The sequence below is a fragment of the Mycobacterium szulgai genome (genome assembly GCF_002116635.1).
In the GTDB taxonomy this organism is placed as follows: domain Bacteria; phylum Actinomycetota; class Actinomycetes; order Mycobacteriales; family Mycobacteriaceae; genus Mycobacterium; species Mycobacterium szulgai.
This window is the reverse complement of sequence record NZ_LQPW01000125.1, coordinates 68562-82666: the sequence shown is the minus strand read 5'-3', so window position 1 is coordinate 82666 and position 14105 is coordinate 68562. Positions and strand designations below refer to the sequence as shown.

The window sequence follows — 14105 nt, the reverse complement described above, 5'->3', positions numbered from 1 at the left end:
TCAGTGCCGCCCTTCTCCCAATTTCAGCAGTCTCCGGCGCGAGCTGCGCACCATCAGCCGGGAGCGCACCGCCAGCGACACCCGCAGCACCCAGCGCAGCGGGGCGCGCCACCAACCAGCGTGGCGGTCCGCCAAAAAGATATAGGTACTCCGGTGATGTGCGGCGAGATGACTTGCCGGATCGCGGCCGGTCGAATGTCCCTTGTGATGCAGGACCTCAGCCGAGGGCACATACACCGATAGCCAGCCGGCCTTGCCCAGCCGGTCGCCGAGGTCGACGTCCTCCATATACATGAAGTACCGCTCGTCGAAGCCACCGATCTGGTTGAACGCCGAACGGCGCACCAGCAGGCAGGAACCTGACAGCCAGCCCACCGGCCGTTCGCTGGGTTCCAGGCGCTCCTGTCGGTAAGCCGCAGTCCATGGATTGTTCGGCCACAGCGGCCCCAGCACCGCGTGCATGCTGCCGCGGACCAGGCTGGGCAGATGCCGCGCCGACGGGTACACCGAGCCGTCGGGATCGCGGATCAGCGGGCCCAGCGCGCCCGCCCGGGGCCAGCGTGCGGCCGCGTCCAGCAGGGCGTCGATGCTGCCCGGTCCCCACTGCACGTCTGGGTTGGCCACGATCACCCAGTCGTCGAGCCAGGCTTCGTCCTCCTCTGAAAGCCGGTCGGAAAGCTGGGCCACCGTGCGATTCACCGCGGTGCCGTAGCCGAGGTTGGCTCCCGTCGGCAGCAACCGCACGTTGGGGTAGCGCTCGACGGCGGCCTCCGGCGTTCCGTCGGTGGAGCCGTTATCGGCCAGTAGAACGCTCACCGGTCGCTCGGTGGCCAGCGACAACGAGGCCAGGAACCGCTCCAGGTGCGGGCCCGGCGAGTAGGTCACCGCTACGACCGGCAGGACGTCAGCCACGCGTAGAGGGTACCGGTCCATCAGACCCGTCTCGCGACGAAGCCGCCGCGAGCGCCGCGACAAGTGCAGGGCGCCAGGGCCTTAGCGGCGTCAGGCCGGCCGCGGCCCAGGACTTACCGGATAGCGCCGAATAGCTCGGCCGCGGCGCGGGCCGGGGAAATCGAGTGCTGGGCACGGGCCGAACCCGCTGCGGGTCGGCGCCGCTTTCTTCGAAAACCGCGCGGGCCTGGTCGAACCGGGAGACGGCGCCCTCGTTGGCGGCATGCAGCAGGCGGCCCTGGATATCGGTGTCGGCCAACTGCAGCAGCCCTGCCGCCAGGTCGCCGACGTAGGTGGGCGAGCCGGTTTGGTCGTTCACCACATCGATCGGGTCGTCTTTGGTGGCCAGCCGCTGCATGACGGCGACGAAGTCGTTGCCGGCACCGCCGGTGTACACCCAGGCCGTGCGCACCACGACGGCCTGCGGCAGCGCTGCCAAAACCGCCTGCTCACCTGCGAGTTTGCTGCGCGCGTACACGCCCTGCGGTGCGGTGGCATCGGTGGGCTCGTAGGGCCGCGGTGCACCACCTTCGGTCAAGCCGCCGAAGTCGCCATTGAAGACGTAGTCGGTAGACACGTGCAGCAACCGGGCTCCGGCTCTGGCGCAGGCCCGGGCGAGGTTCTCCGGACCGGTCGCGTTGACCGCGTAGGCGCGCGCTTCGTCACTCTCGGCGCCGTCGACGTTGGTGTACGCCGCGCAATTGACCACTACATCGCCGTTTCGGATGTTGGCGCTGGCCGCCTCCGGGTCGGTGATATCCCACTGGGAGGAAGTGCTGGCCAGCACGTCGCGGCCGGTACGAGCGGCCAGCGCCGACAAATGGCGGCCCAACTGGCCGCCGGCACCGGTGATCACGAGCCTGCCCGACATGCGTTCGAGTCTGGCACGCCGAGAACCGCTACCCAGAAAGCGGGTGTTACACAAGTAATCTACAGTGATGCCTGTTCAACGTGTGACTCGTGTGGTCGCAACCGCGCTGGCCGTCGTGATCGTCCTCGGCACCGGACTCGCATGGACTAACGTGCGCTCCTTCGAGGACGGCATCTTCCACATGTCCTCGCCCTCGCTGGGCCACGGCGCCGACGACGGCGCCATCGACATTCTGCTGGTGGGCCTGGACAGCCGGACCGACGCGCACGGCAACCCATTGACCGCCGAGGAACTGGCCACTTTGCGGGCCGGCGACGAAGAAGCCACCAACACCGACACGATCATCCTGATCCGCATCCCCAACAACGGGAAGTCGGCCACGGCGATCTCCATTCCGCGCGACTCCTACGTCGCCGCCCCCGGCCTGGGCAAGACCAAGATCAACGGGGTCTACGGCCAAACCCGGGAGATCAAGCGAACCAGTCTGGTCCAGGCCGGCGCTTCGGCCGCCGAAGCCGCGACGGCCGGCACCGAGGCCGGACGCACCGCGCTGATCAAGACGGTCGCCGACCTCACCGGCGTCACCGTCGACCACTACGCCGAGATCGGCCTGCTCGGCTTCGCGCTGATCGCCGACGCGCTCGGTGGCGTCGACGTGTGCCTCAAAGACGCAGTCTACGAACCGCTTTCGGGTGCGGACTTTCCCGCCGGGCGCCAGAAGCTCAACGGCCCTCAGGCGCTCAGCTTCGTCCGTCAGCGCCACGAACTGCCACGCGGCGACCTGGACCGGGTGGTGCGTCAGCAGGCGGTGATGGCCTCGCTGGCTCACCGCGTCATCTCAGGCAAGACGCTGTCCAGCCCTGCCACCCTCAAGCGCCTGGAACAGGCCGTGCAGCGCTCGGTGGTGATCTCCTCGGGTTGGGACATCCTGGATTTCGTCAAGCAGCTGCAGCAGCTAGCCGGCGGCAACGTGGCGTTCGCCACCATTCCAGTGCTCGACGGCTCCGGCTGGAGCGACGACGGCATGCAAAGTGTGGTGCGGGTGGATCCGCATCAGGTTCAGGACTGGGTGGCCGGCCTGCTGCATGAGCAGTCCGAGGGCAAGACCGACGAGCTGGCCTACACACCCGCCAAGACGACGGTCAACGTGGCCAACGACACCGACATCAACGGACTGGCGGCCGCGGTGTCGAACGTGCTGTCCGCCAAGGGTTTTGCTTCTGGTGACGTGGGCAACAACGACGCCGGCCACGTCAAGAAGAGCCAGGTGCGCGTCGCCAAGACCGACGACCTGGGCGCACAGGAGGTCGCCAAGCAGCTCGGCGGGTTGCCGGTCGTGGCCGACGCGTCGCTACCGGCGGGGTCGGTGCGGGTGGTGCTGGCCAACGACTACACCGGTCCGGGCTCCGGGCTCGACGGCGGCGGCATGAACGGCCAGGTCACCCCGGCCCGCGCGTCGAACGCCGGCTCCAACGGGGGCGCAAATGACGCTAATGGCACCGCTCCCCCGCCGTCGCCGATCCTGACCGCCGGGGCCGACAAACCCGAGTGCATCAACTGAACACGCTCGCCGGGGCGATCCTGGATCCGATGCTGCGCACGGACCCGGTTGGCCCGCGCATCACCTACTACGACGATGCAACCGGCGAACGCATCGAGCTGTCGGCCGTGACCCTGGCCAACTGGGCCGCCAAGACCGCAAACCTACTGCGTGACGAGCTGGGCGCCGGGCCGGTCAGCCGGGTCGCGATCTTGTTGCCGGCGCATTGGCAGACAGCGGCGGTGCTGTTCGGCGTGTGGTGGGTCGGCGCCGAGGCGGTTCTGGACGGCACCGCGGATATCGCCTTGTGCACCGCTGAGAGGTTGGCGGAGGCCGACACCGCGGTAGGCCTCAGCGGTGAAGTCGCGGTGCTGTCGCTGGACCCCTTCGGCAAGCCGGTGCCGGACCTGCCCATCGGGGTCACCGACTACGCCACCGCGGTGCGGGTGCACGGCGACCAGATCATCCCCGAACAAAACCCCGGCCCGGCACTGGCCGGCCGGTCCGCCGAACAGATCCTGGCCGACTGCGAATCAGCCGCCGCGGCAAAGGGTTTGACGCCGCAGGATCGAGTCCTTTCCAGTGCGTCATGGGCCACGCCCGACGAGTTGGTGGACGGCCTGCTGGCGGTGCTGGCCGTCGGAGCCTCGCTGGTCTACGTGGCCAACCCCGACCCAAACACCGTGGCACGCAAGATCGATACGGAAAAGGTCACCCGCACCTTCTAGTACGCTTCTGGCACCGCGCAGCGGCACGACCCGCCCGCAACAGGACGTTTTGCTGCGAACTTGGGCCCGTTCGCCACACCCATGGCAATACATGTTGATATCGCGATATTTAGATGTTAGCGTCGACCGAAAGCAATCAATCACAGCGGAAGGTTTGGGCAATGGCGGTGCAGGTGCTCTTGGCGAAGGCGGCAACAACGGTGATCACCGGATTGGCCGGGGTCACTGCGTACGAGGTGTTGCGCAAGGCCGCGAAGAAGGCACCGTTGCGCGAGACCGCCGTATCGGCCGCAGAACTGAGCCTGCGCGGCACCCGCAAGGCCGAAGAAGCCGCCGAGTCGGCCCGGCTCAAAATCGCCGACGTGGTGGCCGAAGCCCGCGAGCGCATCGGCGAGGAGGCACCCACCCCTGCCGTCAGCGAAGTCCACGACCACGACCACTGATCGCTGCCCATGACCCTCGCGATTGTCAAAGAGGTCGCGCCGGCCGATGATCCCACCCTGGTAGTGGTTTCCGATGCGGCCGGGCGCATGCGGGTTCTGGTGGACTGGGTGCGCGCCAACTCCAGGCGTGCGGTGGCGGTGGAAGAAGCCGTCGCCAAGCAGAATGGTGTGCGCGCCGTGCACGCCTATCCGCGCACCGGCTCGGTGGTCGTCTGGTATTCACCCAAGCGCTGCGACCGCTCGGAGGTTTTGCAGGCCATCGGTTCGGCCGCACATGTTGCGGCCGAACTGATCCCGGCACGCGCGCCGCATTCGTCTGAGATTCGCAACACCGACGTGCTGCGCATGGTCATCGGCGGCGCGGCGCTGGCCCTGCTCGGAGTGCGGCGTTATGTGTTCGCCCGGCCGCCGCTGCTGGGTCCGAGCGGCCGGCTGGTGGCCACCGGCGTCACCATCTTCACCGGCTACCCGTTCCTGCGCGGCGCCCTGCGCTCGGTGGGGTCCGGCAAGCTCGGTACCGACGCGCTCGTCTCGGCGGCGACGGTAGCCAGCCTCATCCTGCGTGAGAACGTGGTCGCGCTGACCGTGCTGTGGCTGCTCAACATCGGCGAGTACCTGCAGGATCTGACGCTGCGGCGGACGCGGCGCGCCATCTCGGAGTTGCTGCGCGGCAACCAGGACACGGCCTGGGTCCGCCTGACCGATGGCACCGAAGTGCAGGTCCCGATCGACACCATGCAGATCGGCGACGAGGTGGTGATCCACGACCACGTCGCCATCCCGGTCGACGGTGAGGTGGTCGAGGGCGAGGCGGTGGTCAACCAATCCGCGATCACCGGGGAGAACCTGCCGGTCAGCGTCGCCGTCGGAGCCCACGTGCACGCCGGTTCGGTGGTCGAGCGCGGACGACTGGTGGTGCGTGCCACGGCCGTCGGCAACCAGACCACGATCGGGCGCATCATCACCCGAGTCGAAGAGGCGCAACACGATCGGGCCCCGATCCAGACCGTCGGCGAGAACTTCTCCCGCCGCTTCGTGCCAACGTCGTTCATCGTCTCGGGCATCACCCTGTTGCTCACCGGCGACGTTCGGCGGGCGATGACCATGCTGCTGATCGCCTGCCCGTGCGCGGTGGGTCTGTCCACACCGACCGCGATCAGCGCGGCGATCGGCAACGGCGCGCGGCGCGGCATCCTGATCAAGGGCGGATCGCACCTCGAACAGGCGGGCCGGGTCGACGCGATCGTGTTCGACAAGACGGGAACGTTGACCGTCGGACGCCCGATAGTCACCAATATCGTTGCCATGCATAAGGATTGGGAGCCAGAGCAGGTGCTGGCCTACGCCGCCAGCTCGGAGATCCACTCTCGGCACCCGCTGGCCGAAGCGGTGATCCGCTCGACCGAGGAGCGCCACATCAGCATCCCGCCGCACGAGGAATGCGAAGTCCTCGTCGGACTGGGCATGCGCACCTGGGCCGACGGGCGCACCCTGCTGCTGGGCAGCCCGTCGCTGCTGCGCTCGGAGAAGGTGAAGGTCACCAAGAAGGCCCAGGAGTGGGTCGACCGGTTGCGCGCCGAGGCCGAGACTCCGCTGCTGCTGGCGGTGGACGGCACGCTGGTCGGGCTGATCAGCTTGCGCGACGAGGTACGGCCCGAGGCGGCCGAGGTACTCACCCAGCTGCGCGCCAGCGGGGTTCGCCGCATCGTCATGCTCACCGGCGACCATCCCGACATCGCCAAGGTCGTCGCTGAGGAACTGGGCATCGACGAATGGCGCGCCGAGGTCATGCCCGAGGACAAGCTCGAGGTGGTGCGCGAGCTGCAGGACGACGGGCATGTCGTCGGGATGGTCGGCGACGGCATCAACGACGCGCCCGCATTGGCCGCGGCCGACATCGGCATCGCCATGGGCCTGGCCGGAACCGACGTCGCGGTCGAAACCGCCGACGTCGCGCTGGCCAACGACGACCTGCATCGCCTGCTCGACGTGCGGGATCTGGGGTCGCGAGCGGTGGACGTCATCCGGGAGAACTACGGCATGTCGATCGCGGTCAACGCGGCGGGCTTGCTGATCGGCGCTGGCGGCGCGCTCTCGCCCGTGCTGGCCGCGATCCTGCACAACGCCTCGTCGGTCGCAGTGGTGGCCAACAGTTCCCGGCTGATCCGCTATCGCCTGGCCTGAGGTTTAGCGTTCAGCAGCCGCACCGCGCATGAGTATCCGACACCGAATTGCCGTTAGTGTTGCACCGCCTTTCGCTATCGCCTGTTCTACTCCCGAAATGGTTTTGCAGCAGATAGATAACGACATCGGTGCCTATGGCCCTAGCGGCATCTGGGTCAGTGGAGCTCGGTTCGCCGCGTGTTGTGACCGCATGTGGGGCAGATTCCACTGGCCGACAATGCGCTGGGCTTCAGAACGGCGGTGGTTCGTCGGAGTCGCAGGGGCGGCACCGAGGAGTTGACCGTCAGCGAAAACGACATCCTGGACGGCACCGCGCTGTCGACCGCCGACTGATCTACTGGCCGAACGAGATTTCGAGCAGGATCTTCTTTTGCTCGGCGTATTCCTGTTCGCTCAGCAGTCCAGCGGCGCGCTGTACGGCGATGTCACGGATCGCGGCGGCGACGCCGGTCATGACGGTCCGCGGCGCGGGCAATACCTCGACGTCCTCGGCCTGTGCATCCTCGGTGCGACCGGTGAACCGCGCCGGCACGACGTTCTTCTGGTTCGCGGCAGCCGGCAGGTCGGCCATCGCCTGTCCGACCATTCCGCCAATTCCTATCTGGTTCAACGTGTTTGCCGCGCCGAATTCGGTTGCCGGCTCCGCTGCCGCGTTCTCGCTCGACAGCGGTGCGGCCAGTGCGGTCGGGCGTATCTCGGTTGCAGCAGTGGCGATTTGGGTCCAGCTCGCGGGCACCGTCAATTTCCCGACCATGTTCGCCTGGCCGAGAGAGGCTGAAAACGTCGGCGTGAGAATACCGCCAGGGGGCAGGTTCGCAAGGCGCGCCACAAACGGCTCTACCGGTGCCGATCCGGTCCCCGGCCAGGGCTCTACCCCGTCCCAGGCGCTGACGGTCTCATCGTCATCGACACCGGAAACAGCGGTCAACGCGGCGAGAGGGAAATCCCCGAATGTACCAATCACGTCTGCCGGTATGACCGCGAAAAGGGCCGATGCGTCGATTGGCGCAATGAAAAGGAGATCGAGCAACAGCGCCAAGAATTCGAGCTCGACCGGTACCGCCATTGCCGACAAGGCCTGCGGCACAACCGATATGGCAGCTTGCGCGGTGCCGGCGAGGGTGCCGATCTGGCTGATCGCGGCGGCTTGGCCGGCCGTCCCGCCCGGGTCGGTGTTCTGGTGCGGAGGGGTAAAGGGAGTCAGCACCGACGCGGCTGCCGCTGAAGCTGCGTAGTTGTACATCGCCAGGCTGTCCTGCGCCCACATCTCGGCGTAAAGCGCCTCGGCGGCCGCGATCGCCGGCGTGTTCTGTCCCAAAAGGTTGGTCACCACCAGCACCGCCAGCAGGCTGCGGTTGGCGGCGATCTCGGGTGGCGGCACCGTGGATGCGAACGCCGCCTCGTAAGCGGCGGCCGCCGTCCATGCTTGGGCGGCGGTCTGGTCCGCCCGCGCAGCTGTGGCGCTCAGCCACTCCACGTAGGACCCGGCCGTTGTGCTCATCGCCGCGGAGGACGGACCCGACCAAGCCCCTTCGGTGAGTTCGGACACGACCGACCGGTATCCGGAGATCGCCGTGTAGAGCTCGTCGGCTACGCCTTCCCAGGCCTGCGCAGCGGCCAGCATCGGCCCCGGTCCCGGGCCGGTATACATCCGACCGGAGTTGATCTCCGGTGGATAGATGCCGAAATCCACTGCTGCACATACCTCTCGACAACTGTTGCATTCGCCCGACTGGGGGTTCAGCGACCGAGCAGGCGGTTCTTTTGCTCGGTGTATTCCTCGTCAGTCAAAATCCCCTCGTCGCGAAGCTTGCTGAATTCACGTAGCTCGGCCGCGACTCCGGTGACCACAGCACGAGGCTTGTCGCTGGGCGCCTCGCCGTTTTCGCCGGGCGGCGCGATGTCACCGGCGGTCGCCGCAGTTCTGGCGCGAGCGGGCGCGTGTGCTTTATCGGCGGCCTTTCCGCCACCCCGGCCCCTGCCGGCGCCGACGGTCCCGGCCATGGCTCGTCCGGCCAGTCCCGCCAGTGCCATCTGGCCGAGCATGCTGTCCGAGCTGGCTTCCGCCGGTCCGGCAGCGGCCTGGACTGCGGTTTCACTCAGCGCCGGCAGCGTGAACGAGACGGGGCGCACCGACGGGGTGGCGACGGTCCACGTCGGTGGCACGGATAACGCCCCAATGGTGTTTGCCTCACCCAGACCGGCTGACACCCTCGACGGCGGCACCGTGCCCGCCGGCAGGTTGAGCAGCGACGCCGGCAACGGCTTCACTGGCGCCAGCTCCGAGCCCGGATAGGGTTCCACGCCGTCCAAGAAGCTGAGGATCTCGTCGCTGTGTAGACCCACCAGGGTGCTGTAGACGGCCACCGGAAGATTCACCACCCCGAGCACACCGGCAGGCACGCCGACACCAAGGGTAGCGATTCCTGCGGATACGCCGAAGGTAATGGCGGACAGATCGGCCAGCAGGGACAGCAGGAACAATGGGTCGTCCACGGCCGCTGCCGGGGCCGCCGCGCTCTGCAGCGCGCTGGGCACCGCGGTGAAGGCTCGCTGGACGGTGCTCTCCGCGATGGTGGCCTGGCCGGCGGTGGCCTGGTTGGCCAAGCCGCTCGGGTTAGTGGTCGGCGGGGGTGGGTTGAACGGCGTCAGCGCCGTCGCCGCGGCTGACGAGGCTGCGTAGCCGTGCATCGCCGCGGCGTCCTGGGCCCACATCTCCCCGTACTGTGCGTCGGTGGCCGCGATCGCCTGGGTGTTTATTCCGAACACATTGGTCGCGACCAGGGTCATCAGCTGACTGCGGTTGGCCGCCACCATCGGCGGCGGAACCGTCGCCGAAAACGCGGTTTGGTAGGCAGCGGCAGCGGCTTTGGCCGCAGCGGAGGTTTCCTCGGCCTGTGCGGCGGTGACTCGCAACCACACCGCATATGACGCGGCCGCCGCGCTCATCGACGCCGACGACGGTCCCAACCAGGGACCAGCGGTCAAGGTCGATACCACCGATTGGTACGAATTCGCCGCCGAATGCAGTCCGGCGGCGAGCGCAGCCCACGCCTCGGCCGCGGCCGACAACGGTCCTGACCCGGCCCCGGAATACATACGGGCCGAGTTGACCTCCGGCGGATAGCTCCCGAAATCCATGGCTCGTTGCTCCTCGAGGCACCCTGGGCGAACTTATCGCCCCGCTCGTGGTGCTGGCGCCCGACGACGAAATCACCGAAGAGCCAACGGTACATCGCCCGCGCACCTCGTGCCCGCCAGCGCGTTCAAGACATAGCTCGCGCATATGTTGTCCGCCAACGCGGTCGGGCGCGAGTCCAGGGCATGGACCTCCGCGGCCACACAACCGAGCTATCTATAGAATTATTGCAATATTTATATGTTAGCCTAACGAGCATCAGCGCTGGTGATCACCGTGGATGCCGCCTTCGCTAGCAGGCCGTATGCCGCCATCGCTCAAACCTCTCTGTTGTCCGGATCGCCGGGGTGACCACCTACGAGGTGCTGAAAAAGGCCATCGCCAAGGCGGCACCCGCAACGCCGAGGAGGCCGCGGAATCCGACCCAGCAGTCGCCTGATGCAGCGTTTCGCGAGCGCTGCCGGGATATGCGAGACGGCGGGGTTTGACGGCGTACAGATACACAGCGCTCATGGATATCTGATAGCGCAATTCCTGTCGCCGTTATGCAATCGGCGCAACGATGAGTGGGGTGGCGACCCGCACCGTCGGATGCGCTTTGTACTCGAAGTCGTGCGCCGCATCCGTGCGCGGGTATCACCAGGTTTTGCCGTTGGCATCAAACTCAACTCGGCCGATTTTCAGCGAGGCGGATTCACCGAAGACGAATCCCGCGGGGTGGTTGCGGCATTGGCGCAGGAGGGTCTCGACCTCATCGAGATCAGCGGTGGCAGCTACGAAAAGCCCGCCATGATGGGCCGAGGCACCGACAGCACCCGAGCCGCGCGAAGCCTATTCCCTGCAGTACGCCCGCACGGTCCGCAGCCTCGCCGGCGACATCCCGCTAGCGGTCACAGGCGGTTTCCGTTCCCGCGCGGCGATGCAAGAAGCCGTGGAATCCGGGGAGTGCGACGTCGTCGGCCTGGCCCGGCCTGCCGCGACAATCACCGACGCCGCCGATGTGATCCTGGCCGGGCGCGCCGAAACCCTTGCCACACATCAACCGCGATACGGGATGGGACGAATCCTCGGCAGCTTCGCCACCCTAAAATCGCTCGACGGGATACTCGAACTCTCCTGGCACACCGACCAATTGCATCGCGTGGGGGCAGGTTTGAAACCCGACCTCAATCGCGGACGCGTCGCCACCACGCTCGCGATGCTTCGTCGCAACGGCACCACCTCATACCGACGCAAGCGCGGTCTGTGACGCGAGGATGCGATTCGACAGTCAGCAGCCGCAGTCGAGACCACGCCAGGCCCGCACGCCCTGCCAGATCGCGAAGCCGGCGATGCCCAGCCCGATCGCCGGGTCAACCCACCAGCCGCCGGACCAGCACGCGGTCACCGCCAGGCCGACCAGCACCGCACCGGCCTGGGCGGCACACAGATAGTTCTGGGTGCCTTCGCCCTTGGTCGCCGCCGAACCCAGCCGCATGGCCAGCCCGTGCTTGACCCGGCCCAGGATCGGCATCAGCACCAGTGCGCCGGCGGTCAGGGCGATACCGATCACCGACGTTTCGGCGTGATGCTCGTTGGCCAGGTAGCGAATCGATTCGGCGGCGATGTAGGGCGCGGTGAGCCAGAACGACACCGCAACGCCTCGTTGGGCGCGCTGCTCGGCATGTTCGGACAGGGTGCGTTCGCCACTGAACCGCCACACCACCATGGCGCTGGCCAGGGCCTCGGCCCCCCCGCCTAGCGCCCAGCCGGTCAATGCCACCGAGCCGACCGCCAGGCCCTGCCAGATGCCGATCGCGCCTTCGGAGAGCATGACGGCCAGGCTGAGCCACGCCAGCCGATGCGCCCAGCGCGCATTGCGGTGCCAAACGCCGTCCCGTGCCGGCGGTGCCGGAGCCTCGGTCGCCGAATGGTCACAACAGGCGGTTGCCGTGGTGGCCGTCTCAATCCCGGATTCCATCCCGACGATGTTAAGGGCAAGTCCGGCCGCGTGCCGGTTGCGCCAGTTCAGGGGGTGTGGCGCAGAGCCGTCAGGAAGCGGGTACCGGGTGTGGTTAATCTGTCTAAGCAGTAATCGTCGAGGGGATCGCAATGGTGCGTACCGACAACGACACCTGGGACATCGCGTCCAGCGTGGGCGCCACTGCCACCATGGTTGCCGCCGGGCGCGCCCGCGCCAACCGGGCGGCCCTGATCGACGACCCGTTCGCCGAGCCGTTGGTCCGCGCGGTCGGCATCGACTTCTTCATCCGCTGGGCCAGCGGCGAACTGGATTCTGCCGACGTCGACATCGCCGATGCGCCCTGGGGCATGCAGCGCATGACCGATCAGCAGGCCGCCCGCACTCGTTTCATCGACGCGTTCTTCGCCCAGTGCCAACAATCAGCCCAGCAAGACGACATCCGCCAAGTGGTACTGCTGGCCGCGGGTCTCGATGCGCGCGGGTACCGGCTGCCGTGGGCGGCCGGGACCACGGTCTTCGAGATCGACGTACCCAAGGTCGTCGAATTCAAGACCGCAGCACTGGCCGGTCTCGGTGCCGCCCCCACGGCCGACGTCCGCGGCGTACCGATCGATCTGCGTCACGACTGGCCGTCCGCGCTGCGCCAGGCCGGGTTCGATACCGGCCAGCCCACCGCCTGGGCCGCAGAGGGACTCTTCGGCTACCTGCCGCCGCAAGCGCAGGACCGGCTGCTGGACAACATCACCGAACTCAGCGCCGACGGCAGCCAGTTGATCGCCGAGGTCTTTTTCAGCGCACCGGCCAGCCGGGAGCTCTTCGACGCCATCTACCAACGCTGGTATGACCACGGCCTCAACATCGGCATTCAAGAGCTGGGCTTCCCCGGTGTACGCAACGACGTGGCCGGCTACCTTGCCGACCGGGGTTGGCTGGTGCAGCGCACCCCGATAAATAAGCTGTTGGTGGACAACGGATTCCGGCCGCATGCCGCCGTCGGCGCCACCCCCGAGGAAGCCCTCTTCGCCGAGAACTACTTCTGCACAGCGTGTACAGGAAAGGCCCACCCCCATGCCGAACGACAACGCCGCCAAGCCACTTGACGGGTTTCGGGTACTCGACTTCACCCAGAACGTGGCAGGGCCGCTGGCCGGGCAAATCCTGGCCGACCTCGGCGCCGAAGTCATCAAGATCGAAGCGCCCGGTGGTGAAGCGGCGCGGCAGATCACCTCGGTGCTACCCGGACGGCCGCCGCTGGCCACCTACTTCCTGCCCAACAACCGGGGCAAGAAATCGGTCGCGGTGGATCTGACCACCGATGCGGCCAAACGGCAGATCCTGCGGCTGGCCGACACTGCCGACGTGGTGCTGGAGGGGTTTCGGCCGGGCGTGATGGAGCGGATGGGCCTGGGCCCCGACGAGTTGCGCGCCCGCAACCCCAAGCTGATCTATGCCCGCCTGTCGGCCTACGGCGGCAACGGCCCACACGGCAGCCGGCCGGGCGTGGACCTGATGGTGGCCGCCGAGGCGGGCATGACCACCGGCATGCCCACGCCGGACGGCAAACCGCAGATCATTCCGTTCCAGCTGGTCGACAACGCCAGCGGCCACGTGCTGGCCCAGGCGGTGCTGGCCGCGCTGCTCAACCGCGAGCGCCACGGGGTGGCCGACATCGTCCGGGTCGCTATGTACGACGTCGCCGTCAGCCTGCAGGCCAACCAGCTGACCATGCACCTGAACCGGCCGAGCAGCGATCAGCCCAAGCCGGGCGGGCCACCAAAACCCAAGGGGCGCAAGAGCGTTGGCTTCGCCACTCAGCCATCAGACGCGTTCCGGGCCGCCGACGGCTACCTGGTCATCAGCGCCTATGTGCCCAAGCACTGGGCGAAGCTCTGTGACATCATCGGCCGCCCCGACCTGCTCAAAGACGAGCGATTCAGCGACCAGCGGGCCCGTGCACTCAACTACCCGGAGTTGACCGACGAACTGGAATCGGCCCTGGCGGCCAAGACCGCCGCCGAATGGGTCGAGCTGCTGCACGAGGGCGGTCTGATGGCCTGCCTGGCCTACACCTGGAAGCAGGTGGTGGCGACCCCGCTGTTCGCCGAGAACGACCTCGCGCTTGAAGTGGGCAGCGGCGAGAATGCGGTCACGGTGATTCGTACGCCGGCGCGTTACTCGAGCTTCAGCGCTGCGGTCACCGACCCTCCGCCGGCGGTCGGCCAGCACAATGACGCATTTCTGGTCGAATCCTGATTTCTCGCCACGACCGCATGGTTTTTCTTTGAA

12 protein-coding genes and 1 pseudogene are annotated in these 14105 nt (G+C 67.4%); 8 read left to right on the top strand and 5 right to left on the bottom strand.

All coding sequences use genetic code 11. The annotated features are described in order from the left end of the window. Together AWC27_RS17750 and rfbD are read right to left on the bottom strand one after the other, a co-directional pair. A complete protein-coding gene (locus AWC27_RS17750; protein WP_139837062.1) occupies positions 1-933 on the bottom strand; it encodes a glycosyltransferase family 2 protein in 933 nt (310 codons plus the stop codon). Next, complete coding sequence (gene rfbD, locus AWC27_RS17745; protein ID WP_085671689.1) at positions 905-1822, bottom strand: dTDP-4-dehydrorhamnose reductase; 918 nt, start codon at positions 1820-1822, stop codon at positions 905-907. Before rfbD ends, AWC27_RS17750 begins: the two co-directional genes overlap by 29 nt. 64 nt (positions 1823-1886) lie before the next feature. Here rfbD and AWC27_RS17740 point away from each other — a divergent pair, with 64 nt between their 5' ends. The 5 genes from AWC27_RS17740 to AWC27_RS31230 all read left to right on the top strand — a co-directional run bounded on the left by AWC27_RS17740 (position 1887) and on the right by AWC27_RS31230 (position 7050). Further along, the gene (locus AWC27_RS17740; RefSeq protein WP_372516894.1) at positions 1887-3383 is read left to right on the top strand and encodes an LCP family protein; all 1497 of its coding nucleotides are present in this window, start codon (positions 1887-1889) and stop codon (positions 3381-3383) included. Then, positions 3371-4090: a TIGR03089 family protein gene (locus tag AWC27_RS17735; RefSeq protein WP_211281657.1), complete on the top strand. Its 720-nt coding sequence runs from the start codon at positions 3371-3373 to the stop codon at positions 4088-4090. Before AWC27_RS17740 ends, AWC27_RS17735 begins: the two co-directional genes overlap by 13 nt. 161 nt (positions 4091-4251) lie before the next feature. Beyond that, positions 4252-4533 carry a DUF1490 family protein gene (locus AWC27_RS17730; protein ID WP_083111144.1) on the top strand — a complete coding sequence of 94 codons (282 nt, stop codon included), beginning with the start codon at positions 4252-4254 and terminating at the stop codon, positions 4531-4533. 9 nt (positions 4534-4542) lie between these two features. Beyond that, entirely contained in the window at positions 4543-6717 is a 2175-nt protein-coding gene (gene ctpC / locus AWC27_RS17725) for a manganese-exporting P-type ATPase CtpC (protein WP_085671688.1), read from the top strand. Between the two features lie 192 nt (positions 6718-6909). Continuing rightward, complete coding sequence (locus tag AWC27_RS31230) at positions 6910-7050, top strand: hypothetical protein (RefSeq protein WP_169726816.1); 141 nt, start codon at positions 6910-6912, stop codon at positions 7048-7050. 1 nt (position 7051) lies between these two features. On the opposite strand, the gene AWC27_RS32810 is transcribed toward AWC27_RS31230, so the two are convergent. Further along, positions 7052-8410 (bottom strand): PPE family protein, encoded by a 1359-nt coding sequence (locus AWC27_RS32810; RefSeq protein ID WP_085671687.1) that lies wholly within the window; start codon positions 8408-8410, stop codon positions 7052-7054. A 47-nt stretch (positions 8411-8457) separates the two neighbouring features. After that, entirely contained in the window at positions 8458-9858 is a 1401-nt protein-coding gene (locus AWC27_RS17715; RefSeq protein ID WP_085671686.1) for a PPE family protein, SVP subgroup, read from the bottom strand. A gap of 433 nt (positions 9859-10291) precedes the next feature. On the opposite strand from AWC27_RS17715, the pseudogene AWC27_RS17710 reads away from it, so the two are divergent. Then, positions 10292-11105: pseudogene (locus tag AWC27_RS17710) on the top strand (oxidoreductase); the annotation flags it as partial. Between the two features lie 21 nt (positions 11106-11126). Here the strand turns inward: AWC27_RS17710 and AWC27_RS17705 are convergent. Further along, complete coding sequence (locus tag AWC27_RS17705) at positions 11127-11816, bottom strand: cation efflux transmembrane domain-containing protein (RefSeq protein ID WP_085671685.1); 690 nt, start codon at positions 11814-11816, stop codon at positions 11127-11129. 131 nt (positions 11817-11947) lie between these two features. On the opposite strand from AWC27_RS17705, the gene AWC27_RS17700 reads away from it, so the two are divergent. Together AWC27_RS17700 and AWC27_RS17695 are read left to right on the top strand one after the other, a co-directional pair. After that, positions 11948-12919 carry a class I SAM-dependent methyltransferase gene (locus AWC27_RS17700; protein WP_085671684.1) on the top strand — a complete coding sequence of 324 codons (972 nt, stop codon included), beginning with the start codon at positions 11948-11950 and terminating at the stop codon, positions 12917-12919. Continuing rightward, positions 12888-14072: a CoA transferase gene (locus tag AWC27_RS17695; RefSeq protein ID WP_085671683.1), complete on the top strand. Its 1185-nt coding sequence runs from the start codon at positions 12888-12890 to the stop codon at positions 14070-14072. Before AWC27_RS17700 ends, AWC27_RS17695 begins: the two co-directional genes overlap by 32 nt. The last annotated feature ends 33 nt before the right edge of the window (positions 14073-14105 follow it).

Excerpts from the sequence above, each read along its gene's own strand:
- AWC27_RS17750 (WP_139837062.1), bottom strand. The coding sequence starts at position 933 with ATGGACCGGTACCCTCTACGCGTGGCTGACGTCCTGCCGGTCGTAGCG.
- rfbD (WP_085671689.1), bottom strand. The coding sequence starts at position 1,822 with ATGTCGGGCAGGCTCGTGATCACCGGTGCCGGCGGCCAGTTGGGCCGC.
- AWC27_RS17730 (WP_083111144.1), top strand. The coding sequence starts at position 4,252 with ATGGCGGTGCAGGTGCTCTTGGCGAAGGCGGCAACAACGGTGATCACC.
- ctpC (WP_085671688.1), top strand. The coding sequence starts at position 4,543 with ATGACCCTCGCGATTGTCAAAGAGGTCGCGCCGGCCGATGATCCCACC.
- AWC27_RS17715 (WP_085671686.1), bottom strand. The coding sequence starts at position 9,858 with ATGGATTTCGGGAGCTATCCGCCGGAGGTCAACTCGGCCCGTATGTAT.
- AWC27_RS17705 (WP_085671685.1), bottom strand. The coding sequence starts at position 11,816 with ATGGAATCCGGGATTGAGACGGCCACCACGGCAACCGCCTGTTGTGAC.
- AWC27_RS17700 (WP_085671684.1), top strand. The coding sequence starts at position 11,948 with ATGGTGCGTACCGACAACGACACCTGGGACATCGCGTCCAGCGTGGGC.
- AWC27_RS17695 (WP_085671683.1), top strand. The coding sequence starts at position 12,888 with ATGCCGAACGACAACGCCGCCAAGCCACTTGACGGGTTTCGGGTACTC.